At 57.0% G+C, this 25324-nt stretch carries 28 protein-coding genes, 2 tRNA genes and 1 pseudogene; 9 read left to right on the forward strand and 22 right to left on the reverse strand.

Going from position 1 to position 25324, the window contains the following annotated elements; translation table 11 throughout:
• Positions 1–172 precede the first annotated feature (172 nt).
• Entirely contained in the window at positions 173–1771 is a 1599-nt protein-coding gene (gene rtcR / locus PspCFBP13508_RS22570) for an RNA repair transcriptional activator RtcR (protein WP_137215841.1), read from the forward strand.
• Positions 1772–2620: 849 nt separating this feature from the next.
• Here the strand turns inward: rtcR and PspCFBP13508_RS22580 are convergent.
• The 9 genes from PspCFBP13508_RS22580 to thrS all read right to left on the reverse strand — a co-directional run bounded on the left by PspCFBP13508_RS22580 (position 2621) and on the right by thrS (position 10073).
• Positions 2621–2697, reverse strand: a tRNA-Pro gene (locus tag PspCFBP13508_RS22580).
• Between the two features lie 89 nt (positions 2698–2786).
• Complete coding sequence (locus PspCFBP13508_RS22585; RefSeq protein WP_003179985.1) at positions 2787–3143, reverse strand: MerR family transcriptional regulator; 357 nt, start codon at positions 3141–3143, stop codon at positions 2787–2789.
• Entirely contained in the window at positions 3124–3426 is a 303-nt protein-coding gene (ihfA, locus tag PspCFBP13508_RS22590; protein WP_002553164.1) for an integration host factor subunit alpha, read from the reverse strand. Before ihfA ends, PspCFBP13508_RS22585 begins: the two co-directional genes overlap by 20 nt.
• Positions 3427–3429: 3 nt before the next feature.
• Positions 3430–5808, reverse strand: a complete 2379-nt coding sequence (pheT, locus tag PspCFBP13508_RS22595) for a phenylalanine--tRNA ligase subunit beta (protein WP_137215729.1) — start codon at positions 5806–5808, stop codon at positions 3430–3432.
• 26 nt (positions 5809–5834) lie between these two features.
• On the reverse strand, positions 5835–6851 hold the full coding sequence (gene pheS / locus PspCFBP13508_RS22600) for a phenylalanine--tRNA ligase subunit alpha (protein WP_003226365.1): 1017 nt from the start codon (positions 6849–6851) through the stop codon (positions 5835–5837).
• Between the two features lie 109 nt (positions 6852–6960).
• On the reverse strand, positions 6961–7317 hold the full coding sequence (gene rplT, locus PspCFBP13508_RS22605) for a 50S ribosomal protein L20 (protein WP_002553161.1): 357 nt from the start codon (positions 7315–7317) through the stop codon (positions 6961–6963).
• Between the two features lie 27 nt (positions 7318–7344).
• Positions 7345–7539: a 50S ribosomal protein L35 gene (gene rpmI / locus PspCFBP13508_RS22610; protein ID WP_002553160.1), complete on the reverse strand. Its 195-nt coding sequence runs from the start codon at positions 7537–7539 to the stop codon at positions 7345–7347.
• Positions 7540–7599: 60 nt separating this feature from the next.
• Entirely contained in the window at positions 7600–8151 is a 552-nt protein-coding gene (infC, locus tag PspCFBP13508_RS22615; protein ID WP_169432615.1) for a translation initiation factor IF-3, read from the reverse strand.
• Positions 8151–10073, reverse strand: coding sequence for a threonine--tRNA ligase (gene thrS / locus PspCFBP13508_RS22620; protein ID WP_130911084.1), 1923 nt, complete (start codon positions 10071–10073; stop codon positions 8151–8153). Before thrS ends, infC begins: the two co-directional genes overlap by 1 nt.
• A gap of 370 nt (positions 10074–10443) precedes the next feature.
• Here thrS and PspCFBP13508_RS22625 point away from each other — a divergent pair, with 370 nt between their 5' ends.
• A complete protein-coding gene (locus PspCFBP13508_RS22625) occupies positions 10444–10746 on the forward strand; it encodes a hypothetical protein (RefSeq protein WP_137215730.1) in 303 nt (100 codons plus the stop codon).
• 290 nt (positions 10747–11036) lie between these two features.
• Positions 11037–11249, forward strand: coding sequence for a cold-shock protein (locus tag PspCFBP13508_RS22630; protein WP_003179963.1), 213 nt, complete (start codon positions 11037–11039; stop codon positions 11247–11249).
• A 64-nt stretch (positions 11250–11313) separates the two neighbouring features.
• Here PspCFBP13508_RS22630 and PspCFBP13508_RS22635 read toward each other — a convergent pair whose 3' ends face one another.
• Both PspCFBP13508_RS22635 and PspCFBP13508_RS22640 read right to left on the reverse strand, forming a co-directional pair.
• Complete coding sequence (locus tag PspCFBP13508_RS22635) at positions 11314–11631, reverse strand: I78 family peptidase inhibitor (protein WP_137215731.1); 318 nt, start codon at positions 11629–11631, stop codon at positions 11314–11316.
• Positions 11632–11798: 167 nt separating this feature from the next.
• Positions 11799–12101: a hypothetical protein gene (locus PspCFBP13508_RS22640; protein WP_137215732.1), complete on the reverse strand. Its 303-nt coding sequence runs from the start codon at positions 12099–12101 to the stop codon at positions 11799–11801.
• A 131-nt stretch (positions 12102–12232) separates the two neighbouring features.
• Between PspCFBP13508_RS22640 and PspCFBP13508_RS22645 the strand changes: the two genes are divergently transcribed.
• A complete protein-coding gene (locus tag PspCFBP13508_RS22645) occupies positions 12233–12433 on the forward strand; it encodes a hypothetical protein (RefSeq protein WP_122506567.1) in 201 nt (66 codons plus the stop codon).
• A 33-nt stretch (positions 12434–12466) separates the two neighbouring features.
• Here PspCFBP13508_RS22645 and PspCFBP13508_RS22650 read toward each other — a convergent pair whose 3' ends face one another.
• The 8 genes from PspCFBP13508_RS22650 to PspCFBP13508_RS22685 all read right to left on the reverse strand — a co-directional run bounded on the left by PspCFBP13508_RS22650 (position 12467) and on the right by PspCFBP13508_RS22685 (position 20080).
• Positions 12467–13495 carry a nucleoside hydrolase gene (locus tag PspCFBP13508_RS22650; RefSeq protein ID WP_130911080.1) on the reverse strand — a complete coding sequence of 343 codons (1029 nt, stop codon included), beginning with the start codon at positions 13493–13495 and terminating at the stop codon, positions 12467–12469.
• A gap of 31 nt (positions 13496–13526) precedes the next feature.
• The gene (gene rbsD, locus PspCFBP13508_RS22655) at positions 13527–13931 is read right to left on the reverse strand and encodes a D-ribose pyranase (protein ID WP_137215733.1); all 405 of its coding nucleotides are present in this window, start codon (positions 13929–13931) and stop codon (positions 13527–13529) included.
• A complete protein-coding gene (gene rbsK / locus PspCFBP13508_RS22660) occupies positions 13928–14845 on the reverse strand; it encodes a ribokinase (protein WP_137215734.1) in 918 nt (305 codons plus the stop codon). The genes rbsD and rbsK overlap by 4 nt, the downstream gene beginning before the upstream one ends.
• Before the next feature lie 24 nt (positions 14846–14869).
• Entirely contained in the window at positions 14870–15889 is a 1020-nt protein-coding gene (locus tag PspCFBP13508_RS22665) for a LacI family DNA-binding transcriptional regulator (protein WP_071171731.1), read from the reverse strand.
• 3 nt (positions 15890–15892) lie between these two features.
• Entirely contained in the window at positions 15893–16870 is a 978-nt protein-coding gene (locus PspCFBP13508_RS22670; protein ID WP_016774040.1) for an ABC transporter permease, read from the reverse strand.
• On the reverse strand, positions 16867–18420 hold the full coding sequence (locus tag PspCFBP13508_RS22675; protein ID WP_137215735.1) for a sugar ABC transporter ATP-binding protein: 1554 nt from the start codon (positions 18418–18420) through the stop codon (positions 16867–16869). The genes PspCFBP13508_RS22670 and PspCFBP13508_RS22675 overlap by 4 nt, the downstream gene beginning before the upstream one ends.
• Before the next feature lie 55 nt (positions 18421–18475).
• Complete coding sequence (locus tag PspCFBP13508_RS22680; RefSeq protein ID WP_024012403.1) at positions 18476–19432, reverse strand: sugar ABC transporter substrate-binding protein; 957 nt, start codon at positions 19430–19432, stop codon at positions 18476–18478.
• 198 nt (positions 19433–19630) lie between these two features.
• A complete protein-coding gene (locus tag PspCFBP13508_RS22685; RefSeq protein WP_130911105.1) occupies positions 19631–20080 on the reverse strand; it encodes a hypothetical protein in 450 nt (149 codons plus the stop codon).
• A gap of 335 nt (positions 20081–20415) precedes the next feature.
• Here PspCFBP13508_RS22685 and PspCFBP13508_RS22690 point away from each other — a divergent pair, with 335 nt between their 5' ends.
• The 3 genes from PspCFBP13508_RS22690 to PspCFBP13508_RS22700 all read left to right on the forward strand — a co-directional run bounded on the left by PspCFBP13508_RS22690 (position 20416) and on the right by PspCFBP13508_RS22700 (position 22665).
• Positions 20416–21504 (forward strand): asparaginase, encoded by a 1089-nt coding sequence (locus PspCFBP13508_RS22690; RefSeq protein ID WP_137215736.1) that lies wholly within the window; start codon positions 20416–20418, stop codon positions 21502–21504.
• A 197-nt stretch (positions 21505–21701) separates the two neighbouring features.
• Positions 21702–21971, forward strand: a complete 270-nt coding sequence (locus PspCFBP13508_RS22695) for a DUF1654 domain-containing protein (protein ID WP_016774035.1) — start codon at positions 21702–21704, stop codon at positions 21969–21971.
• Between the two features lie 4 nt (positions 21972–21975).
• Positions 21976–22665: an endonuclease I family protein gene (locus tag PspCFBP13508_RS22700; protein WP_137215737.1), complete on the forward strand. Its 690-nt coding sequence runs from the start codon at positions 21976–21978 to the stop codon at positions 22663–22665.
• An 83-nt stretch (positions 22666–22748) separates the two neighbouring features.
• Here the strand turns inward: PspCFBP13508_RS22700 and PspCFBP13508_RS22705 are convergent, their stop codons facing one another.
• Entirely contained in the window at positions 22749–23114 is a 366-nt protein-coding gene (locus PspCFBP13508_RS22705) for an SPOR domain-containing protein (RefSeq protein WP_137215738.1), read from the reverse strand.
• A 250-nt stretch (positions 23115–23364) separates the two neighbouring features.
• On the opposite strand from PspCFBP13508_RS22705, the gene csrA reads away from it, so the two are divergent.
• On the forward strand, positions 23365–23559 hold the full coding sequence (gene csrA, locus PspCFBP13508_RS22710; RefSeq protein ID WP_003179932.1) for a carbon storage regulator CsrA: 195 nt from the start codon (positions 23365–23367) through the stop codon (positions 23557–23559).
• Between the two features lie 219 nt (positions 23560–23778).
• On the opposite strand, the pseudogene PspCFBP13508_RS22715 reads toward csrA, so the two are convergent.
• A pseudogene (locus tag PspCFBP13508_RS22715) lies at positions 23779–23988 on the reverse strand (DUF2214 family protein); the annotation flags it as partial.
• Positions 23989–24348: 360 nt separating this feature from the next.
• Here PspCFBP13508_RS22715 and PspCFBP13508_RS22720 point away from each other — a divergent pair.
• Positions 24349–24825: a hypothetical protein gene (locus PspCFBP13508_RS22720; RefSeq protein WP_137215740.1), complete on the forward strand. Its 477-nt coding sequence runs from the start codon at positions 24349–24351 to the stop codon at positions 24823–24825.
• Positions 24826–25230: 405 nt separating this feature from the next.
• Here PspCFBP13508_RS22720 and PspCFBP13508_RS22725 read toward each other — a convergent pair.
• Positions 25231–25307 (reverse strand) — tRNA-Val (locus PspCFBP13508_RS22725).
• Positions 25308–25324: the final 17 nt, after the last annotated feature.

A 25324-nucleotide genomic window follows, 5' to 3' on the forward strand; every position in this document is an offset into this window, starting at 1 on the left:
CATCAGCACTGCAGCCGCTGTGCCAGCTTTGGATGCGGCCACGGTTGTTTCTGCTATCTTTTTGATTTTAATAGCTTTTATATCTGATACGACGAGTCTCGATAATCCATGGAAGACAAATCCAACCAGCAAAATTATCATTGCATATCGTCATTTATCTTATGAGATAAGCATGCCCAACAAACGCACGGTCGCCATCGGATTTATCGGAGCCACCCTGGATCGCGTCGGCAAAGGTGCCAGCCGTTGGAATTACTGGCGACCTAGCGTAGGTCTGTGCCAACAAACAGACCTTCCTATCCATCGGCTTGAATTGATTCACGGCCTCGACGCGCGCGACGTCAGCCTCGCCGAGCGTGTCCGAGCGGACATCCAGCAGATTTCTCCGAGCACCGAAGTGCGCCTGCATCCAATGTCGCTGCGCAATCCTTGGGATTTCGAGGAGGTGTACGGCGCCCTGCACGACTTCACCACTGCGTACAATTTTGACACCGAGCACGAGGATTACCTCGTCCACATCACCACCGGCACCCACGTCGCACAGATCTGCTGGTTCCTGCTCACCGAGGCGCGCTATCTGCCGGCCCGACTGATCCAGACCTCCCCCGCCAAGCGCAAGAACGATAACGAACCCGCCTGCGGCACGCATGCGCTGATCGATCTCGACCTGTCGCGCTATGATCGCATCGCCTCACGCTTCGCCACCAAACGCCTCGAAGGCCTGGAATTTCTCAAGTCCGGCATCGCCACGCGCAACCCGGCCTTCAACCGCTCCATTGAACAGATCGAGCGCGTTGCGCTGCGCTCCAAAGCCCCCATGCTGCTGATCGGCCCGACCGGCGCCGGCAAATCCTTCCTGGCTCGACGCATCTACGAACTCAAACGTAACCGTCATCAAATGCAGGGACGCTTTGTCGAAGTCAACTGCGCCACTTTGCGTGGCGACGGCGCGATGTCGGCCTTGTTCGGCCACGTCAAAGGCGCTTTCACCGGCGCGCAGAACTCACGCGATGGCCTGCTGCGCGCCGCCGATGGCGGGATGTTGTTTCTCGATGAAATCGGCGAGCTCGGCGCAGACGAACAAGCGATGCTGTTAAAGGCAATCGAAGAGAAACGCTTCTTCCCGCTGGGCTCGGACAAGGAAGTCGAGAGTGATTTTTTGATCATCGCTGGCACCCACCGCGACCTGCGCAGCCGGGTCGCCGAAGGCCTTTTTCGCGAGGACCTGTACGCACGGATCAACCTCTGGACATTCGACCTGCCCGGCCTCGCCGGCCGCCGCGAGGATATCGAGCCAAACATCGACTTCGAACTGGAACGCCATGCTCGCGAACAGGGTGAGCGGGTGCGTTTCAATCTCGAGGCACGCCGACGCTACCTGGCTTTTGCCAGCTCACGCGAAGCAGCCTGGCTGGGCAACTTTCGCGAACTGTCCGCATCGATTACGCGGATGGCGACTTTGGCCGACAGCGGCCGCATCGATGAAGCGCAGGTAGATGATGAGATCGATCGATTGCGGTATGCGTGGAGCTTGGCGCAACCCTCTGCAGCTGATTTGCCGGGAGATGGACAGAGCATGGACTTGTTCGACCGCTTGCAGTTGAAGGCTGTCATTGAGGTGTGCCAGCAGGCGGACAGCCTGTCCGACGCCGGCCGACAGCTGTTCGGTGTTTCCCGGCAGGCCAAGGCGCAACCCAATGATGCAGATCGTTTGAGAAAGTACTTGGGGCGGTTCGGACTTGAATGGGGCGAGGTAGCGAGCACAAAGTAAGGCGGCATTCATGCTCACACCCCGTCAATGAATACCGTAGAAAAAATGAATTAGCCGCCTGATCCCTCGGTCAAGAATTATGAACGCAGTAAATCTGACGAGGTGACAGCAATGACTATCCAGGCAGAGACACTCGTACAACTGACCGAAGCGCTCCAAGAGCGAGGCATGAAAATGGTCTCAGACGTCCATTTCACCCGCGCACCCTATCGATACAACCATCGCTGGATCTGCATCGTCGAGTAAACATGCTTGTTGCCGGCGCCTGGATCAATCATTCAGGCGCCGGCGCCGCTCGGCTTCGCCCTTGGAACCCAGATGACCGTCTCCATATACATCCCGGCTACGTTGATAGCGGATTCGGTGGCAATAAAAAACCCGGCGCGATGGCCGGGTCTCGTACACGATATGAATTCAATGCGTCTATTTCGCGCCGCCGTTGTCGCGACCCGTTTGCGCATCTTGATCAGAGCCAGGATTGCCGGGTGGCGGATTCCAGTCCTCTGGTCGTTCGTCGGTACCTTGCTTGGGCTCAGAGTCAGCTTGCTCAAGTCCGGAATCATGACCCTCGCCAGAGTCAGGGGTTTGCTCGCCTGGTCCCGGATATGGCGCTTCAGGGCCGTTGTTGTCGTCGATCATCATTCTCTCCCGTCAATGGCGCAGGGGCTGCGCTTAATAAGTGAGAGGAGCTCGGAGCACGAGGAGTGCTGTTTGCTCGACGAGCGGACATTTTCATTAACTCAAACGCTTGAGGGTGCTAGCCGCAGCCGTGATCGAAGTAGCCCCGCAAATCTCACACACATGAAAAAGGCCAATGCTGTGAACATTGGCCTAAGTCATTGAAATATATGGTCGGGACGGAGTGATTCGAACACTCGACCCCTAGCACCCCATGCTAGTGCGCTACCGGACTGCGCTACGCCCCGACTGATGTTGCATCTCGTTCTTCACCTCGAAGAACGCTCAAGAATATATCGCAAGCTTTTGAAAACTGGAAGTATTCAAACGCCGCTTTTTATTTCTTGAGCACCACCAGGACATCTTCCAATTCGGCAATCATCTGCCGAATCATCTGTTTGTACTGGGTGGTATCGTCTTTGGCTTCGTCGCCGGACAGACGCAGACGTGCGCCGCCGATGGTGAAACCCTGATCGTAAAGGAGCGCGCGGATCTGCCGGATCATCAGCACGTCCTGGCGCTGATAATACCGGCGGTTCCCGCGGCGTTTGACGGGGTTGAGCTGAGGAAACTCCTGCTCCCAATAGCGCAGCACGTGTGGCTTTACGGCACACAGCTCGCTGACTTCACCAATGGTGAAGTAGCGTTTGCCCGGGATGACGGGTAGCTCGTCGTTATGACTTGGTTCCAGCATAAGCCTCAACTCGGGCCTTCAACTTCTGCCCTGGACGAAAGGTGACCACACGGCGAGCCGTGATCGGGATTTCTTCCCCCGTTTTCGGGTTGCGGCCAGGCCGCTGGCGTTTGTCCCGAAGGTCGAAATTGCCGAAACCGGACAATTTGACCTGCTCGTTGTCTTCAAGAGCGTGCCTGATTTCCTCGAAAAACAGTTCTACCAATTCCTTGGCTTCCCGCTTGTTCAGGCCCAGCTCTTCATACAGACGTTCCGCCATCTCAGCTTTCGTCAAAGCCCCCATACGTCACTTCCTTAACGTGGCGTTCAACCTTTGTTCGAGCGAGGTGAGGATATTTTGCGTCGTCGAATTCACCTCATCGTCATTAAGAGTGCGCGATGGATGCTGCCAGGTCAAGCCAACTGCAAGGCTTTTTCTATCAGGATCAATACCTTTACCCTGATACACGTCAAACAGCCTGAGCTCTGTGAGCCATTCGCCTGCATTTTCACGGATTACGTCCAGCACAGCCGAGGCCGCGACGTCTTTGTGCGCGATCAGTGCAAGGTCACGACGCACTTCAGGAAAGCGCGACAACTCGTGGAATTTCGGCATTTTACCGAGCGCCACTTCCGCCAGAACCAGCTCGAAGACGAACACCGGACGATCCAGCCCCAGCGCCTTCGACAGCTCAGGGTGAATTGCACCGATGAAGCCCACTTCGCGACCATCACGCTCGATGCGCGCGGTCTGGCCCGGATGTAGCGCTGGGTGTTTGCCCGGAGCAAACGTGAACGAATCCAAGGCACCGGCAAAACCCAATACCGCTTCCACGTCAGCCTTGACGTCGAAGAAGTCGACGGTGTCGCGGCCCTGAGCCCAGCCTTCCGGCAAGCGGCTGCCGCAAACAACGCCGGACAACATCGGCTCTTGCTTCAGGCCTTCAAGCTGACCAACGAAGCGCAGGCCGCTCTCGAACAGACGCACGCGATCCTGCTGACGATTGAGGTTGTGCTGCAACGCCTTGACCAGACCTGGCCACAGCGACGAGCGCATGGCTGCCATATCGTTGGAGATCGGATTGGCCAGCAACAGCGGCTCGACGCCTGGATTGAACAATTCGAACTGACGCGGATCGATGAAGCTGTAAGTGATCGCTTCCTGATAACCACGAGCAACCAGCAGACGACGCAACTCAGGCAGATCGCTACGCGCTTCGGCCTTGGCTTGTGGCGCCAGACGCGCTTGCGGGTAACGAACCGGCAGACGGTTGTAACCGTACAGACGCGCCAGCTCTTCGATCAGGTCGACTTCCAGACTGATATCAAAGCGGTGGCTTGGCACTTCAACGCGCCATTGCCCTTCCCCGTCAGCGGTGATGTTCAGGCCCAAGGCACTGAGCAGACGCTCGACCTGTGCCGAATCCATCTCCATGCCTAGCATCTGCGCGATGCGCTGAGCACGCAAAGTGATCGGTGCAATCGATGGCAGGTGTTGCTCGCTGACGGTCTCGATGATCGGGCCAGCTTCGCCACCAGTGATTTCCAGCAGCAGGCCAGTGGCGCGCTCCATGGCTTCACGGGCCAGCTGCCAGTCAACGCCACGCTCGTAGCGATGCGAAGCGTCGGTGTGCAAGCCGTAGGAACGTGCCTTGCCGGCAACAGCAATCTGATCAAAGAACGCAGATTCCAGGAACACATCGCGCGTGGTCGCGGAAACACCGCTGTGCTCGCCACCCATGACGCCGGCGATCGCCAGTGCACGAGTGTGGTCAGCGATGACCAGCGTATCGCTACGCAGGCTGACTTCCTGACCATCAAGCAGAACCAGCTTCTCGCCCTCTTCAGCCATGCGCACACGAATGCCGCCATGGATTTCGGCGAGATCGAAAGCGTGCAGTGGCTGGCCGAGCTCGAGCATCACGTAGTTGGTGATGTCGACGGCAGCGTCGATGCTGCGCACGTCGGCGCGACGCAGACGTTCAACCATCCACAGCGGAGTTGGCTTCGACAGGTCGACATTACGGATGACCCGGCCCAGATAACGCGGGCAGGCCGCTGGGGCCAGCACCTCGACCGAACGGGCTTCGTCGTGTACCGCTGCAACCGCAGCCACCACAGGACGGGTTACCGGCACGGCGTACAGCGCGCCGACTTCACGGGCCAGACCGGCCAGGGACAGGCAGTCACCACGGTTCGGGGTCAGGTCGACCTCGATGCTGGCGTCTTCCAGATCCAGATACACACGGAAATCTTCGCCCACCGGCGCATCAGCCGGCAGCTCCATCAGACCGTCGTTGCCCTCACCGACCTGCAGCTCTGCCTGCGAGCACAGCATGCCGTTCGACTCGACGCCACGCAGCTTGGCCTTCTTGATCTTGAAGTCGCCCGGCAGTTCGGCACCGATCATGGCGAACGGAATCTTCAGGCCCGGGCGCACGTTTGGCGCACCGCACACGACCTGGAAGGTTTCCGCGCCATTGCTGACCTGGCATACGCGCAATTTGTCGGCGTCCGGATGCTGCTCGGTGCTCAGCACCTCGCCCACCACCACACCACTGAATACGCCGGCGGCCGGAGTAACGCTATCGACCTCAAGACCGGCCATCGACAGACGAGCAACCAGCTCATCGCGATCTACCTGCGGGCTAACCCAGCCACGCAGCCATTGTTCACTGAATTTCATCCTGCTCTCCTAAGAATTCGTTACGACTAGCGAAATTGCGCGAGGAACCGCAAGTCGTTGTCGAAGAACAGACGCAAGTCGTTCACGCCGTAACGGAGCATGGCCAGACGCTCGACGCCCATGCCGAAGGCAAAGCCGGAGAACTCTTCCGGGTCGATGCCGGACATGCGCAGCACGTTCGGGTGAACCATGCCGCAGCCCATCACTTCCAGCCAGCCAGTCTGCTTGCAGACGCGGCAGCCTTTGCCACTGCACATCACGCATTCCATATCGACTTCAGCGGATGGCTCGGTGAACGGGAAGTACGAAGGACGGAAACGCACGGCCAGTTCTTTCTCGAAGAACACCCGCAGGAATTCTTCGATGGTGCCTTTGAGATCGGCAAAATTGATATCGCGATCGACCAGCAGGCCTTCGACTTGGTGGAACATCGGCGAATGGGTGATATCGGAGTCGCTGCGATAGACGCGGCCCGGGCAGACGATGCGGATCGGCGGCTGCTTGGATTCCATGGTGCGGACCTGTACCGGCGAGGTATGGGTGCGCAGCAACATGTTGGCATTGAAATAGAAGGTGTCATGCATCGACCGGGCCGGGTGATGGCCTGGGATGTTGAGCGCTTCAAAGTTGTGGTAGTCGTCTTCGACCTCAGGGCCTTCGGCGATGCCGTAGCCAATGCGGGTGAAGAACTGCTCGACGCGCTCCAGAGTCCGGGTGACCGGATGCAGACCGCCAGAGGTCTGGCCACGGCCCGGCAACGTCACGTCGATGGATTCGGCAGACAGTTTGGCAGCCAGTTCGGCTTCTTCAAACAATGCCATGCGCGCATTGAGAACGCCTGTAACACGTTCCTTGGCAACGTTGATCAGCGCGCCGACTTGCGGACGCTCTTCTGCCGGCAGATTCCCCAGGGTCTTCATCACCTGAGTCAATTCGCCCTTTTTGCCAAGGTATTGAACCCGGATTTGCTCCAGGGCATTGATATCTTCAGCGCTTTGCACAGCCTCTAGTGCTTGAGAGACCAGCGCATCCAGGTTTTCCATGTACAGACTCCAGATACAAAATAGGGGAAGAGCTTGAAGGCTCTTCCCCTATTTATGACGTTTAACACCTGGCCCCACAGAGGTGAGGCCGGGTGACTGTCGGGGGTACTTAAGCCAAGGTGGCTTTAGCTTTCTCGACAATCGCAGCAAACGCCGCTTTTTCGTTCACTGCCAGATCAGCCAGAACCTTGCGGTCGATCTCGATGGACGCTTTTTTCAGGCCAGCGATGAAACGGCTGTAGGACAGACCGTTAACACGAGCACCAGCGTTGATACGAGCGATCCACAGAGCGCGGAACTGACGTTTTTTCTGACGACGGTCACGGTAGGCGTACTGGCCTGCCTTGATTACCGCTTGCTTGGCAACACGGAATACGCGGGAGCGTGCGCCGTAGTAGCCTTTAGCAAGTTTCAGAATTTTTTTGTGACGCTTACGGGCAATGACGCCACGCTTTACACGAGCCATGAGTTACTTCCTCTATTCTTGACTAAATTAACGAAGGCGCAGCATGCGCTCGACTTTTGCCACGTCAGACGGATGCAGCAAGCTGCTACCGCGCAGTTGACGCTTACGCTTGGTCGACATTTTAGTCAGGATGTGGCTCTTGAAAGCGTGCTTGTGCTTGATGCCGTTAGCAGTTTTCAGAAACCGCTTGGCAGCACCACTTTTGGTTTTCATTTTTGGCATGTTCGGATACTCCGCATTCAGTTGATAAACATAATCAGAAGGCCTGCCGTGCCCTGTTGATTACTTCTTCTTTTTCGGGGCGATGACCATGATCAGCTGGCGTCCTTCCATCTTAGGATGCTGTTCGACCGAACCGTACTCGAGCAGGTCTTGTTCAACCCGCTTGAGGAGTTCCATCCCCAGCTCCTGGTGGGCCATCTCACGGCCGCGGAATCGCAAGGATACCTTGGCCCTGTCCCCGTCACTCAGGAAACGTACCAGGTTGCGCAGTTTTACCTGGTAATCCCCTTCCTCCGTCCCTGGACGAAACTTGATTTCTTTAACCTGAATCTGCTTCTGGTTTTTCTTTGCCGCGGCAATCTGCTTCTTCTTCTCGAAGATCGACTTGCCGTAGTCCATCACCCGGCAAACAGGCGGGACTGCGTCTGCGGAAATTTCCACCAGATCAAGCTTTGCTTCTTCAGCGATACGAAGCGCTTCATCAATCGAGACGATGCCAATCTGCTCGCCATCAGCGCCAATTAACCGAACCTCGCGTGCCGAGATATTCTCGTTGATCGGGGCTTTCGGTGCAGCTCGTTTATCTTGTCTCATTTCACGCTTAATAATAATTACTCCGAATCTGGGCGACCACGCCGGGAAACCGCTTGCGCGAGAAACTCAGCGAACTGGGCGACGGGCATCGAGCCCAGGTCAGCACCTTCACGAGTACGCACAGCGACAGTCTGCATCTCGACTTCCTTATCTCCGATAACCAAAAGATAGGGAACCTTGAGCAAAGTATGCTCGCGGATTTTAAAGCCGATCTTTTCATTTCTCAAGTCGGACTTGGCACGAAATCCGCTTTCGTTGAGAGTTTTTTCAACCTCTGCAACAAAATCTGCCTGTTTATCAGTGATATTCATGATCACCGCCTGGGTCGGCGCGAGCCACGCAGGGAAAGCACCTTCGTAGTGCTCGATCAGAATCCCGACGAAACGCTCGAAAGAACCGAGGATCGCTCGGTGCAACATCACAGGGTGTTTGCGGCTGTTGTCTTCAGAGACGTATTCAGCGCCCAAACGGACAGGCAGGTTAAAATCGAGCTGCAAGGTACCACACTGCCAGACGCGACCGAGACAATCTTTCAGCGAGAACTCGATCTTCGGCCCGTAGAAAGCGCCCTCGCCCGGCTGCAGATCGTACGGCAGGCCAGCAGAATCAAGGGCTGCAGCCAATGCTGCTTCAGCGCGATCCCACAGCTCATCGGAGCCGACGCGTTTTTCCGGACGAGTGGACAGTTTCATCTCGACTTCGGTAAAGCCGAAATCGCGATAGACGTCCATGGTCAGCTTGATGAACGCAGCGGACTCGGCCTGCATCTGCTCTTCGGTGCAGAAAATGTGCGCGTCGTCCTGGGTGAACGCTCGCACACGCATGATGCCGTGCAACGCACCCGATGGCTCGTTACGGTGACAGGCACCGAACTCGGCCAGACGCATCGGCAACTCACGGTAGCTTTTCAGGCCCTGATTGAATACCTGCACGTGGCACGGGCAGTTCATCGGCTTGATGGCGTAGTCGCGGTTTTCCGACTGAGTGGTGAACATGTTGTCGGCATAGTTGGCCCAGTGCCCGGATTTTTCCCACAGGCTGCGGTCGACGACTTGAGGAGTCTTGATCTCAAGGTAGCCGTTGTCGCGCTGGATCTTGCGCATGTACTGCTCGAGCACCTGGTACAGAGTCCAGCCATTCGGGTGCCAGAACACCATGCCCGGGGATTCTTCCTGGGTATGGAACAGGCCCAGACGCTTGCCGATCTTGCGGTGATCGCGCTTCTCGGCTTCTTCGATGCGCTGGATGTACGCCGCCAGTTGCTTCTTGTCAGCCCAGGCGGTGCCGTAGACGCGCTGCAACTGCTCGTTCTTGGCGTCGCCACGCCAGTAGGCGCCCGACAGCTTGGTCAGCTTGAAGGATTTCAGGAAACGCGTGTTCGGCACGTGCGGACCGCGGCACATGTCGACGTACTCTTCGTGATAGTACAGACCCATGGCCTGCTCGTTCGGCATGTCTTCGACCAGACGCAGCTTGTAGTCTTCGCCGCGAGCCTTGAACACTTCGATCACTTCGGCGCGCGGAGTGACTTTCTTGACGACGTCGTAATCCTTCTCGATCAGCTGCTGCATGCGCTGTTCGATGGCCGCCATGTCTTCCGGCGTGAAAGGACGCTCGTAGGCGATGTCGTAATAGAAGCCTTCGTCGATGACCGGGCCGATGACCATCTTCGCGGTCGGGTACAGCTGCTTGACCGCATGGCCAACCAGGTGCGCGCAAGAGTGGCGAATGATCTCCAGCCCCTCTTCATCCTTTGGCGTAATGATTTGCAGGGTCGCGTCGCTGCTGATGATGTCGCTGGCGTCGACCAGTTGGCCATTGACCTTGCCCGCGAGCGTCGCCTTGGCCAGACCTGCACCAATGGATGCGGCGACCTCGGCTACGGAAACCGGGTGATCGAATGAACGTTGACTGCCGTCGGGAAGAGTAATAGTTGGCATGGCGCCTCCTCTCCTAGTGGTGACCCCTACCAAAGGTCACGTGGGTTGGGATGAGCCAGTACAAGATCCGATCCAGGCCATTCAATGACGAACGCCTGCCTTACAGCGGCAGGAGCCTTGCGGCCAACCGGAAAACCGAACCAGAGTGACTGGGATTCAAATCGGAAAAATTCGCACGCCGACCGCTTCGGGACTGAAGGTCATCCGAAGCCTGAGAACGCTTGAGCCCGGCATGCTAGCACAGATGAGCGGTCGCTTGAGCCCTGATTTGGCAGAAGGCGAAATGTCCGTTTTTATGCCAGAGTGCTGAACTTGATAGGCCATTGCGCCCTCAGATAACAAGACATTGACCCACAAGGAGCATCCTCGCATGCGTCTGAAAACCTTATTCGCCGTCGTCGCCCCCGTCGTTATGCTGCTGCCATTGAGCGCCCATGCCGACTGGCCGAAAGGCGAGCGCGAGAAGTACATGGCCCAGTGCACTCAGGCTGCCACCCAGCAAATTGGTGCTGCCGCAGCGAAATCCCACTGCGCTTGTGGTGCTGACGCCATCAAGTCCTATCCGGCCAGCGACATTCAGGCGCTGATGGACAACAAGGCGACTCCTGAATTGCAACAGAAAGCCCTTGGCCAGATCGCCAAATGCAAGGCAAATACCGCCCCGAAAAAATAAGAAAACCGGGTATTAACATCGGCTGAAAGACGGAAAAAAGTGCTGGAAATGAGCCTTTTCAGACGATTTATGCAGGTTTTACAGGTTTTTTTATCGTCTTTACGTTTCGCTGAAAGCCTTTCAATCCGGGGCTTTCAGCAGAAACGGGTGGTAAAGAAAACACGACTGATTGGCAAACAGCACGTCCGGGGGGCTCCCAAAGCGAACATTTCGACTATGATACCCGGGTGTGCCCAGTTGGCCTGAGCAGCACAGTACTACTGAAAATATATGTTTCTTGGAGATACACCATGTCTAATCGCCAAACCGGCACCGTTAAATGGTTCAACGATGAAAAAGGCTTCGGCTTCATCACTCCTCAAGGTGGCGGTGACGACCTGTTCGTACACTTCAAAGCTATCGAATCCGACGGTTTCAAAAGCCTGAAAGAAGGCCAGACCGTCTCTTTCGTGGCTGAGAAAGGCCAAAAGGGTATGCAAGCTGCACAGGTTCGCCCAGAGTAATTTCTCGGCGCACTAAAAAAACCCCGTCCTGGTGACGGGGTTTTTTATGTCTTGGACAAAGTGCTCAGCCGCAGTTGACGCGGGTAACCACCAGGTTGTTGTCGGTATTGAGGTTCAGGCGATCGGAGCGGTATTCCAGGGTGATCATGTCGTTTGGCTTGAGGAAGCGCGCATTTTGCGCCCCAGCCTTGGCACGTGCCTGATCCAGCAATTCAGGGGATGCCTTCTTGCCGATGGCGAATTGCGCTGCCGATGCTTCGCAGCGGCTGCTTCCCGATTCAGCCGCCACGGGTTCCTTTGCCGAATCGCTGGAGGTTGTGCTGCAACCAGCCAATAGCGCAGCGGCCATAAGTGCACCCAGTGTCGCGAACTTCAAAGGCATGAAGCCTCCTTGTTTTCAAATGTTTAAGCAGAGATCGTGCGACCGCCAATGCGGCGTTTGGTTTCAAGGCTCAAGCCATGCCCTGCCCCACGAGCGGAAAAATGCCGAGTGTGCCTGAGCTGCGCGCGGCGACTCAGCAAACAATCGTGACTGAATATTAACGACGCTCAATAAACGTCAATGTAGTCATACGGCGGATTCGGCCAGTTGTCCTTGAGCGCGTTGTAAATCTGCATCACCCAGACTTCATCGCTGGCTGCGACGTTACCCACATAGCCGGAGCCCTTTGCCCAGGTTTCCAGGCGAAAAAGAAGACCGTCGATATCCTGCCCACCGGTCACGGTGGACAGATAGGCGATGCCGTCTTTGGTCACGCGCAATTGGTTGTGTACGTCGTCACTGGCCGAGGCGAGCAATTGGCGCACTGCTTCGAGTGTGAGGCCGTCAGGGCTATTCAGATCGATCTGCACAACAGGGTCCTTGGCAAGCCGGAAAAGACCAAGTGTCGCATAGCACTCCGCTCATGCCTAAGTCGCAGTGCCAAACGCCGCGCAAAATGGTTAACTCGAAAAACAGACATCCTGACCTTTCGAGCCTCCTCATGACCAGTGTAAGCATCGACGCCGCCATCAACGCCAAATGGGCCGAAGGACACAGCTCTTACAGCCCCGGCACGACGGAAGAACTGGCGCTGATCGGCATCGATCTACTGGTCAAGGAGTTGGGGATAGAAGCGGCGCAACATTTCATCAATCAGGTATTCGAACGCTATCCGATCGGTCAGGCCGAACAGGCACAGTGAAACCCCGCAGACAACAGCCTGCGGGTTTACGACTTATTTCAGACGCTTCAAGCGCTCGGTCAGCAGGTCAAAGAATCCCTGGGCATCGCCATTTTCGACCCAGAACGCGTTCTTCGGTGCTTTCAAACCGTCGTACCAGTCAACGATGGTCTGGCCGAATGTCGGTCCTTCACGGCTATCCACCACGACGTTGACCGCACGGCCGGTGAACAGCTCAGGCTTGAGCAGGTATGCCACAACGGTCGCGTCATGCACCGGGCCGCCGGGAATGCCGTAGTGCTCCATATCGCCCTTGATGTATTCGTTGAGAATGTCGCCGACGATTTTGCTCGCATTGTTGTTCAGCGCGGCGATCTGCTTCAGGCGTGCATCGCTGGTCAGGATCTTGTGGGTCACGTCCAGCGGCAGATAGGTGAGTTTCACCCCGCTCTTGAGCACCACCTCAGCCGCCTGAGGATCAGCGAACAGGTTGAATTCAGCGACGGGGGTAATGTTGCCACCGTTGAAATGCGCCCCGCCCATGATCACCACTTCCTTGATGCCCTGAACGATTTCCGGTTCCTGGATCAACGCCAGAGCCAAGTTGGTCTGCGGGCCGAGCATGGCGATAGTGATGCTGTGCGGTTTGGCGGATTTAAGGGTGTCGATCAGATAATTGACCGCATTGCCTTTCGCCAGGCCTTTCTTCGGTTCGTGAACCGTCACGCCCGACAGGCCTTCCTTGCCATGAATATTCTCGGCGTAGATCGGCGTGCGCATCAGCGGCCTCGGTGCGCCAGCGTAAACCGGCACGTCTTCGCGCCCTGCCCATTCGCGAGCCAGCCGCGCGTTGCGCGAGGTCTTGTCCAGGCGCACATTGCCCGCGACGGTGGTCAAGGCACGGATATTCAATTCATCCGGCGAAGCCAGGGCAAAGAGCAAGGCGACCACGTCGTCAGCGCCTGGATCGGTGTCGATGATCAGGTCGATCTTTTCCGCCGCCTGAGCGCCGGTCGCAGTAATCACAGACAAAAGCAGCAGACCCCGAAGCAGTTGATGGAGTTTTTCAGCATAGCGTTGCATAGCGCATTCCTTGTGCAGGTGAGATCGGAAATCAGAATGTAACCCCGGCGACCAGAACGATGTTGCAGTACGGCTGACATTCTCCTGTACGAATGATCGCCCTGGCCTGTCGGCTAAGCACCTTGAACTGCTCATGAGTGAGCAGATCCCTACGGCCCAGCGCTCCCTCTTCGTTCAAAGCATTCAGATCGCCCAGTGCCGTCGGTTGCTTGTCGAAAATCTCCTTGGCCAGCACATGGCTTTCCACCTGCATCTCGCTGAGCACGACTTTCAGCGTGCTGACAAAATCAGGGATGCCATGGGTCAGCGCCAGATCGATCAATTCGACACCCGGCGGCACAGGCAAACCGGCGTCGCTAATCACGACCATGTCACCGTGACCAAGAGAAGCGATCAGTCGCGACAGCGCGACGTTGAGTAATGGAGTCTTTTTCATGCGGGTCTGAACGCCTGTACTTCGGACATGGTTGGAATGGACGGTTGCGCACCTGCACGGGTAACCGACAATGCAGCGGCGATCTGACCGTAGCGAATCGCCTCTGCCTCGGATTTGCCACTGGCCAGCGCTGCGGCGAAACCGCCGACAAAGGTGTCACCCGCCGCGGTGGTATCCACTGCCTTTACGGTCGGCGCGGGGAAATGTTCGAAGCCCTTGCCATTGGCGAACAACGAACCCTGCGCGCCCAAGGTGACGATGACTTTACCGGCACCCATGGCGATCAATTGGCTGGCAGCCGTTTCTGCCGACTGCAGCGAGTCGACAGCCAAACCGCTCAACGCTGCAGCTTCGCTCTCGTTGGGAATCAGGTAGTCGATCGCGGCAAACCAGTCTGCCGGCAAAGGGCGACTGACTGGCGCCGGGTTAAGAATCACGGTTTTGCCCAGTTCACGTGCACGCTTGAGCGCATGCCCGACCGTCGCATCGGGAATCTCGAGCTGACAGATCACTACATCGGCGGCCTGCAAAATCGCGTCAAAGCGCTCGATTACCGCCGGCGTCATCGCGCCGTTGGCACCAGCGACAATCACGATGGCGTTCTGGCTGTTGTCATCCACCACAATCAGCGCGACGCCACTGGAATCCTCTACGACACTGACAGCCTGGCAGTCGATATCCTCGGCGAGCAAGGCATCGCGTAATCGCACGCCGTAGTCGTCATGGCCCACGCAGCCGATCATCGCCACCTGCGCACCCAGACGAGCAGCCGCAACCGCCTGATTGGCGCCCTTGCCGCCCGACACCGTGGCAAAGGAATGACCAATCAGCGTTTCACCGCCGCGCGGCAGTCGTGGCGCCCGGGTGACCAGGTCCATGTTCAGGCTGCCTATTACCACTACATTTGCTGGCATACATCACTACTCATCAATTCGGTTTCAGCGATATTCGGTAAACACGCCGGACAGCGGCGCGGTCGATTCGCGCAGGACAATACTCGGGGTCACGATGCGTTGATCGGTGCCCGAGTCCGGCGCAGCAATTCTGCGCAACAGCACTTCGGCGGCCATCTCGCCCAGTTGCAGGATCGACTGGCCGACCGTGGTCAACGCCGGATAGACATAACGACTCATCTGAATGTCATCGAAGCCGATCACCGACAGCTCGGCCGGCACCCGAACATTCCGTTCAGCCGCCGCACGCAGCACACCGATGCCAATCATGTCGTTGCCGGCAAAAATCGCACTGGGCGGATTGCTTTCAAGCAGCCGGGCCGCGGCGTTGTAACCGCCGGTGCTGGTGAAGTCGCTTTCCAGCATGCGCTCTTCGCGCACCTCGATTCCCGCCTCTTGCAGCGCTCGGCAATAACCGGCCTGACGCATTTGCGCCACGCTGGTACTGGCTGGACCGCCGATCGTGGCGATGTCGCGATGCCCCAACTCGAGCAGGTGGCGGGTTGCCAGATAAGCGCCGTATTCGTGGTCGATGCGCACCAGATCGGCATTCACACCTTCCAGGCCCCGGTCGACGATGACCATCGGCGTCTTCACGCCTGCCAGCCCTTGCGCCAGACCACTGTCACCGCCAGCAGAGGCGACGATCAAACCGTCGATGCGCTTTTCCAGCAACACACGCAAATAGCTGCGCTGCTTGTCCGGGTTGTCGTCGGAGTTACAGAGGATCACGCAATATCCGTTGCGCTCGCAGTAATCCTCGATTCCCCGCGCCAGTTCGGCGAAGTATGGGTTGAGACTGTTCGGCACCAGCAAGCCGATGGTCGCGGTGGTCTTAGCTTTCAGCGAGCGCGCCACGGCACTGGGTACATAGTCGAGACTTTTGATCGCCGCCTCGACTTTACGCCGCACTTCCTGACTGACCGGACGGGTGTTGTTCACCACGTGGGACACGGTCGTGTAGGAAATGCCCGCGAGCGCCGCTACATCCTTGATCGTTGCCATGGTTCAGCCCCGGCGACTGGCGCGTTGACTGCGATAGGTGTCGAGCACCACAGCGATAACGATTACCGCGCCGGTGATGATGCGCTTGGTCGGCTCCGTCGCACCAATCTGCGCGAGACCGGCCGCGAGTACGGAAATGATCAACACACCAAAGAAAGTGCTGATCACCGAACCGCGCCCGCCCATCAGGCTGGTGCCGCCGATAACCACGGCCGCGATCACTTGCAGTTCCAGTCCGGAACCTGCGTTCGGGTCCGCGGCTTCCAGACGGGAAATCTGAAACAGCGCAGCGATACCTGCCAGCAGCCCCATCAAGCTGAACACCAGAATCTTGTAGGGCTTGGGATTGATCCCGGCCAGACGCACGGCCTCTTCGTTGGTGCCGATGCCGATCAGATAACGACCAAAAACCGTGCGGGTCAGAACCGCCTGCGCAATGAAGATCACCAGCAAAGCGATGATGAACGACGGGGAAATGCCGAACGCGATCGGATTCGACAGCCAGGCGAACGCATCGCCAATGTACGCAGTACGCGACCCGGTCATCTGATATGCCACACCGCGGGCCATTTCCAGCACGCCGAGGGAGACGATGAACGACGGAATCCGCCAGGCCACGGTGATCGAGCCAGTGATGGTCCCGGCCAGAGCCGCCACGGCCATGCCGAGCAGCGCAGCCGGCAGAACGCTCCAGCCCCAGCCGAGAATCGCAACGCTGACCGTCGATGCGGCCAGCGCCAGCACCGAGCCGACGGACAAATCAATACCGCCGATGATCAGCACAAAGGTCATGCCTACCGCCAGCACCATCAGGTCGGGAATCTGGTTGGCCAGGGTGCTGAAAGTGTTGTACGAGAGAAAATGGCTGCTCAGGACCGAGAACAGCGCAATCATCGCCAGCAAGGCACCGGCCAGGCCCAGATAAGTACCCAGGCCGAAGAAATTGCCACTACGTTTACTGGCAGAAGATGCAGTTTTCATGGGAGATCCCTAGGCGCTGCTTCATTGAGCAACGCATCACGTTTCTGGTAGCCGGCGAAAGCGGCGGCAAGCAAATCATCCTGGGTCCAGCTGTCGCGCTCGAAGGTGTCGATCAGCCGCCCCGCCGAGAGCACGCCGATCCGATCACAGATCAGCATCAATTCGCGCAAGTCGCTGGACACCACCACCAGCGCCTTGCCCTGACGGGTCAGCTCGCCGAGCAGACCGTAAATGTCGAACTTGGCACCGACATCAATTCCGCGAGTGGGCTCGTCGAACAGCAGCACTGAACAGTCGCGCTCCAGCCAACGACCGATCACGACCTTCTGCTGATTGCCGCCGGACAGCTCCGAAACCAACTGCGTAGGGCTCGAGCTGCGGATGCGCATGGCCTCGATCTGACGTTGCGCCAAGGAAATTTCGTCGCCGTTGTTGACGAAACCGCCACTGGAGATTTCCGGCATGTTGCCCAAGGCGATGTTGGCGCTGATCGACTGACTGAGCAGCAGCCCTTCGCCCTTGCGATCCTCGGTGATCAGCGCAATGCCGTTGCGTACCGCATCGACAGGCGAGCGAACACTCACAACCTTGGCCGGCGAGCCGAGCGCGATGGTGCCGCTGTCGGCAACATCGGCACCGAAGATCAGCCGCAGCAACTCCGTGCGCCCTGCCCCGATCAATCCGGAAATGCCGTAAATCTCGCCGGCGCGCACCTCGAAGGAAACATCGCGGACCTTGTCAGAACGCGTCAGGCCGTTGACCGTCAGCGCCGGAGCGCCGATCTTGCGCGGCCCCATGTCGATGTGTTCGCCCAGTTCGCGACCGACCATCAAGGTGACCAGTTGCTCGCTGTTGTAGTTGGCCATCGGCTCGACGCAGACCAGATTGCCGTCACGCAGCACAGCAATGCGTTGCGCCACACGCGCCAGTTCTTCGAGGCGGTGAGAGATATAAATGATGGAAACGCCGCGAGCCTGCAGTCGCGTGATCTGCTCGAAGAGCATTTCGACTTCGCGCGCCGTGAGCATCGCGGTCGGCTCATCGAGGATCAATACGTGGCAATCGCCGATCAGGTTGCGCGCGATTTCGACCATTTGCTGATGACCGATGCCCAACTCGCCGACCAGCGTATCCGGGTCGATCGCGTCGAGGCCGACTTGCGCCATGGCTTCGATCGCCGCCTTGCGCAATTGCTTGCGACTGATCCAGCCCGCGCTGCTCGGCAGATTATCCAGAAACAGGTTTTCCGCCACCGACAGCGTCGGCAACAGATTGAGTTCTTGCATGACCATGCGCACGCCAAGCTCTTCAGCCTGGGTACGGCTGCCCGGACGGTAGTCCTTGCCGTGGAATTGCATCTGGCCGGTAGTGGGTGTGACCAGACCACCAATGATCTTCGACAGGGTACTTTTGCCGGCACCATTTTCGCCGGTCAGCGCCAGTACTTCACCGCGCATCAGCGTCAGATCGATGCCGGTGAGCACCGGTTGCGCATAGGTCTTGCCGATACCGCTGACCGAGAGGACAGCGTTCGGGGCGGAAACTGACATAGAAATCTCCATGCGCTCGCCCGGACGGACGAGCGCCGTTGTGTCGCCAGATGACTTACTGGGTGACCAGCTCGACCGGTGTTTCGATCACGCCGTTGGCACCGCTGTCGACTTTCTCGCCCTTGATGATTTTCAGCGCGGTTTCGATGCCGAACACGGCCTGCTTTGCAGCAAACTGGTCAGCAGTGGCCAGCACACGACCGTCCTTGAGCATTGGCTTGATGGCATTGATGTTGTCGTAACCGACGACTTTCACCTGCCCTGCCTTGCCAGCGGCACGGACTGCGGAAACGGCGCCGACCGCCATGCTGTCGTTACCAGCCAGCAGTGCTTTGACATCGGGGTATTCACTGAGGATCGAAGCGGCAACCTTGTTGCCCTTGTCGATTTCCCAGTCACCGGATTGCAGCGAGACCACTTTGATCTGTGCGGCTTCCATCGCGTCCTTGAAGCCGGCCGTACGTGCCTGCGCGTTGGTGGTGGTGGACACGCCTTCGATGATGCCGACCTCGTCGCCCGCCTTCAGTTGCTTGGCCAGGTATTCGCCCACCAGACGTGCGCCCTTGCGGTTGTCCGGACCTACGAAAGGCACGTTGATGTTTTTGCTTTTGACCACGGCAGGATCGAGCTGGTTATCGATGTTGATCACCGTGATACCGGCGTCTACGGCCTTCTTGATCACTGGCACCATGGCCTTGGAGTCAGAAGGCGCGATCACCAGCGCATTCACCTTGGCCAGAATCATCTGTTCGACGATGCGAGTCTGGCCAGCGGTGTCGGTTTCGTCCTTGATGCCGTTGGAGATCAGATCGAAATCGGCGGAGTGTTCTTTCTGGTAGGCCTTGGCGCCGTCTTCCATGGTCAGGAAGAATTCGTTGGCCAAAGATTTCATGACCAGCGCGACTTTGGGCTTTTCTGCAGATTCGGCGAACGCCGAGGAGACAGGTAGTGCGGCGGCTGTGGCAGCCAGCATAGCGACAGCAAGAAGACGTGCGGCGAATGGCAGCTTCATGGGTTCACTCCGATCTTATGATTATTGTGAGCAACGTTTGCGCTGACGTAAGCTACGTCACGGCTTCGGGACCAGAGGCCCTTCCAAGCCGCGCAAACGTTTGCGTAGACCGGACTATGAGAATACCGCCGACATTTGTCAACAATCAGAAATCGTCTTTTGTTGTAGGCCGAATCGCTGAGCTGGCCATCTGACGCTTCAGGCGGTCGTGTTGACCAAGCCCCCGCTGGTAGCGCTTTTCGACATTTCCTTGACCAATGCACCCGCTACTTCCGCCAGTGCCGCGCTGGTTTGCGCAATCTGGCCCTGGATCGACATTACTGCCTGGGTTTTCGCTTCAGGCGTCGGATAGCTAGCAGCCTGAGCGGCAGCCAGTTGCTGTTGCTGCTCCTGGAGTTGCTTTTGCAATTCCTTCATCCGCTTGAGCAACGTCTTGACGGTGATGCTGAGATTGCTGTCAGCCTCCGTTTCACTGTTTTCCTGCACAGGACCACCACCGGTTCTGACCTGATTCTTCTCAGTCTTCTCGGTACCCAGCGCCTGCGCCGATGCCTCATTGGTCGCGTCGTTCAGGGTGTTGATAGTCGCTGCAGTTTTACCGCCGATGGTGACTGCAGCGGGATTGGCAAAACCGACCGTCAATGACATGTGAACTCCTAAGATTTGGTTTCCTTGAGGACGCATCGGCCTGAAAGCACATTTCTTTAGCGGGGATTTGTCACGGGCCGGCATTTCAAAAAATCGCCATCGGTGAGCCGAACGAGAATCCGCCTGTCGTTCGGAATCCCGGATGGGCAAGGCGGAAACAATACTTCGACTATCGACAAATATTGATTTAAATCATCGGCTTAAACATTTTCCGCCAGCACATTACGCATGGTATGAATCCTGCTCCCCTCCTTGCACCTCGAGCATTCAGATCGGCTTGGGGCGCATCTAGATGAACCTGCATCAGCACCGTCTCACGACTAGAGAGAAAAATAATGAAATCTGCTTTCAATACTTTGATTCCGGGCGCATTGGCCCTCCTCCTGCTCCTGCCTACTGCCCTTCAGGCAAAAGAAGCCGAAACCCAGACGAAACTGGCCAACGTCGTCGTCCTCGCCACAGGTGGCACCATCGCTGGCGCCGGCGCCAGTGCGGCCAACAGCGCCACGTATCAGGCAGCAAAAGTCGGTATCGAACAACTTATCGCCGGCATCCCCGAGTTGAGCAAACTGGCTAACGTGCGTGGCGAACAAGTCATGCAGATCGCTTCGGAAAGCATTACCAACGACAACCTGCTGCAATTGGGTCGTCGCGTTTCCGAACTGGCTGACAGCAAGGACGTTGACGGCATCGTTATCACCCACGGCACCGACACCCTCGAAGAAACCGCTTACTTCCTGAACCTGGTCGAGAAGACCGACAAGCCGATCATCGTCGTAGGTTCGATGCGTCCGGGCACTGCCATGTCGGCAGACGGCATGCTCAACCTGTACAACGCCGTCGCCGTGGCGAGCAGCAAAGAAGCACGCGGCAAAGGTGTGCTGGTCACCATGAACGACGAGATCCAGTCCGGTCGCGACGTCAGCAAAATGATCAACATCAAGACCGAAGCGTTCAAAAGCGCCTGGGGTCCACTGGGCATGGTTGTCGAAGGCAAATCCTACTGGTTCCGCCTGCCAGCCAAGCGTCACACCATGGATTCGGAATTCGACATCAAGGACATCAAGAGCCTGCCTGACGTAGAAATTGCCTACTCCTACGGTAACGTCAGCGATACCGCCTACAAGGCACTGGCCCAAGCCGGCGCCAAAGCGATCATCCACGCCGGCACCGGCAACGGTTCGGTATCGTCCCGCGTGGTTCCATCGCTGCAAGCGTTGCGCAAGGATGGCGTGCAGATCATTCGCTCGTCCCACGTCAACGCCGGAGGTTTTGTCCTGCGTAACGCCGAACAGCCTGACGACAAATACGACTGGGTTGTCGCTCACGATCTGAACCCGCAAAAAGCCCGCATCCTGGCGATGGTCGCGCTGACCAAGACCAACGACAGCAAAGAACTGCAACGGATGTTCTGGGAATACTGATTGACCTTCGCCTGATCACTACTCGATCGGGCAATTGCGCACCACTTGCCAACTTGGCAGGTGGTGCCTCGCTTACAACCCTCAAGCATTTTTCCCACACAAATCTCGACAAGCCTTACACCAAAATCAGAAACCCGCTGTCAGAGGATTTTCTTGAATTTTAAGCAGTTGCGAAATCGCTTACAGTTAAATACTGTATGCACGTACAGCTTAATAAGGATAACCTCGTGGCCACCTCTCCTGCTGCTCCTGACGCTTACGAACGCATGGGTATGCGCGTTCAGAAAATCATCAATTCCCCCACCGCACAAAAAGCCAAAGCCGCACTTATTTTCCGTTTGCCGGATGAGCCGATGGATGACTGGGAGCGCCTGCTTGAGGAAATCGACGAGAACGACAACGTTACCCTCGCTTATCGCGATGACGGTGGCGTGCAGATTTTTTGGGTTGTGCCGAAGGAAGATTGATTCAATGAGTGTCCGGTGTATTGCTTTGCTGTTGTTGATTTTCGCTGTGGGCGCCCAGGCTGGCGCGCCACGAACCTTTTCCGAAGCCAAGAAAGCCGCGTGGAAACTCTACGCGCCGCAGTCCACCGAGTTTTACTGCGGCTGCAAGTACACCGGCAACAAAGTCGATCTGAAGGCTTGTGGTTATGTGCCGCGCAAAAACGCCAAGCGTGCGTCGAGAATCGAGTGGGAGCACATCGTGCCGGCGTGGCAGATCGGACATCAGCGACAGTGCTGGCAGCAAGGCGGACGCAAGAATTGCACACGCTACGACCCGGTGTATCAAAAGGCCGAAGCTGACTTGCATAACCTGGTACCGAGCATCGGTGAAGTCAACGGTGACCGCAGCAACTTCAGCTACGGCTGGTTGCCGGTGCAGTCCGGTCAGTACGGTTCCTGCCTGACGCAGGTCGACTTCAAGGCGAAGAAGGTCATGCCCCGCCCTTCGATTCGCGGCATGATCGCCCGCACATATTTTTATATGAGCAAACAATACGGACTGCGCCTGTCCAAACAGGATCGGCAGTTGTACGAGGCGTGGGACAAGACCTATCCGGTGCAGGACTGGGAGCGTCAGCGCAACCAAAGCGTGGCGTGCGTGATGGGGCGTGGCAACGAGTTTGTCGGCTCGGTGAATCTGAAAGCCTGCGGCTGATTGCAGCATAAATAAAAAATGCCTCGAGCGTTATGCTCGAGGCCTTTTTCATGTCTCTTCAACCTGTTTTGAAGGCGCTTCGCTTATGGCGTGAGCGGATGCTCGATCACCACCGATTCGATATTTTGTTTCTTGGCTTTTACCAGCGCTGCATCGACCTGCACCTTTCGCGCCTCGGCGTCAGCCTGGGAATTGAACGGACCGATCAAAATTCGTGTTTTACCGCTGCCGTCCTTGACGACCGTCGGAACGAAAGCATGCTCGATCAACCAGCCGCTCAGGTCACTGACTGCCTGCGGAGTTTCGCCACGCACTTCCAGATCCCACTGTGGCGCGGCGGCCGCCGGCGCTGCCGCGACCTTCGTCTCAGGCTTCGGCGCATCTACATTCCTGCCTTCACCGCAGCCTGCCAATGCCAGTGCCGCTACCAGCCAAACCAATTTGCGCACAACGCTTTCCTCGGAATTCACAAAGCGGGGATCTTAGCATTCAAAAATACTTCGCGAGCCCCGCAAAATGGGCACAAAACAACGAGAATGATGATTGCAGCCTCTGTATAGTTACGCCCTGGGAATTAATGCCGCTTCTGCGCGTCAGAAAGAGGCACCCAAACCGTGAGACTTCGCACTAATCTATAGATACCACCGACCTCTGCACTGTCTGAATCAGGTGCCCTACAAAGCAATCAAGGAGAAGACCATGCTGATACTCACCCGCAAAGTCGGTGAAAGCATAAACATTGGTGATGACATCACGATCACCATCCTCGGAGTCAGCGGCCAACAGGTCCGCATCGGCATCAACGCTCCGAAAAACGTGGCAGTGCACCGTGAAGAAATTTATCAACGCATCCAGGCCGGCCTGACCGCTCCGGACAAGCCGCAAACGCCCTGAGCCACTCTGCATTACGTAGCCAGTCCTATTGCCGTCGCGCAAGACTGGCTAAAGATTCACGCGCCGTTTAGCCATCCGCATTTCACCCCGCTGGGCACGGCGCCTGAAGCATGCTGACTCCTTTCACTTGCCCCTTCCCTCTTTTCTTGCGCCGATATTACCTTTCACTTCTGGAGCTGGCTGTCGGACGTTTCCGATAGAGCGCGGAGAATTTCGCCTTTTCTCGTACCCGCCAAACGCACGCATCGCTCCGGTGACCAGCAGCGTCAACGCCGAAAGCCCCCACAGGTTATCGGCGAGCAGAACGCGCTTGGCCGCTCCCGTACCCGACGCAAATAGGCTGGACGCTCTGCCACGCGCCAGCACTGCCCAAAAGGCCAAGGCAAACGCAAACAGGTGAATCGCCGCAAGAATCCACTGACTCAGCATCGACGCGCTCCTCTATAAAGAGTCGAAAATCGGCCAGTCATTAGTAGTCGAAAAAACGGCGCCTCGCTCGGAGGTGGTGGAGCGACGGATTGCCAAATGCCAAATCGCAGGCAAAAAAAATCCCAAGCAGCTGATGGAAGCTTGGGATTTAAAAATGCATAAACCGTGGTGGTGAACGCGAGGCAGATGTTACTTAAGTTCACAACCACCAACAAGGCTTTTTCGATAACCGGTTGGAGAAAAAAATCTGTAAGTCTTTCATTAGCCACATTTTTTTAACGAAAAATCAGAAAAACAACCGTCTGCCAGCCGATGAAAGCCGGAGTCGAATGCAATCACCCCCCCGGGGACAACAGAAAATTGTTTCAGTTTTATGCTTCAGAAAATATTTTTCCCGTAGAATATCCACCTGAACAGAAACAGATCGAAAATCAGGTCAAGGAAGAATTCGTGGGACGCATTACCGCTGCTGTATGGCCTCTACTTTCCATCTTCGCTTTCTCCGCCAGTGCAATTGCTGCACAGGACGATTACTACGCGGCCTACTCTATCGTGAGTGTTGATGGCGACATGCCGATCCGCACCGTGATAGTGAAGCGGGTCAGTCAGGATTTCGTTTCCTATCGCGGCTTTCAATTCGATTGCACCAATCAGGCGCTGAGTCAGAGCGGATTCTATAACGCCCCTGATCTGGCTCTTGGCGAATTGGCCAAGGCTACGCCTTCGTCAGGCAACTACACATTCATGACTGACCGCGCCCGCGCTAAAGCTTGTGACATCGAGAGCTCGCAAACTCTAGGTGGACTGAATCAGCCGCAGCCTCAAGGACCTTCCTGAATCTGCTCGCAAATCCACCCCGGCGTGACATGAATCAGCACAGTTTGCTCGAGTGACTGCCCGGAATGGCTGATCAGGCCCAATCTGATCAGCCATTCGCCAAAATCAACAGCCAGACGAAACCGGAGCCATCGCCATTTTCCGCGCCATGGGCTTCGCCAAGTACGCCGCCGCTATCTAAGCCCCACCCCACCGAACCGATCAAATTATCATCTCAGCCAGTCGACCTTCTGACGACGTATGAAGGGCTGTTCCATGCCGTTTGCTGCAAATGAAAAAGGAACGCACTGAGCGGAAGATGTGTTCGGTGGTCGCCTGCTTGAAGTTTGCCCAAACATCAGACAACAAAAAAGGGCCCACCTTTCGGTGAGCCCTTCCAGACCGCCCAGCAGAGCGGATTTTGTTTGGTAGGCGCGATTGGACTCGAACCAACGACCCCCACCATGTCAAGGTGGTGCTCTAACCAACTGAGCTACGTGCCTGCTGTGAGGCGGCATTC

The organism is Pseudomonas sp. CFBP13508 (genome assembly GCF_005233515.1).
Classification (GTDB): domain Bacteria; phylum Pseudomonadota; class Gammaproteobacteria; order Pseudomonadales; family Pseudomonadaceae; genus Aquipseudomonas; species Aquipseudomonas mercuritolerans.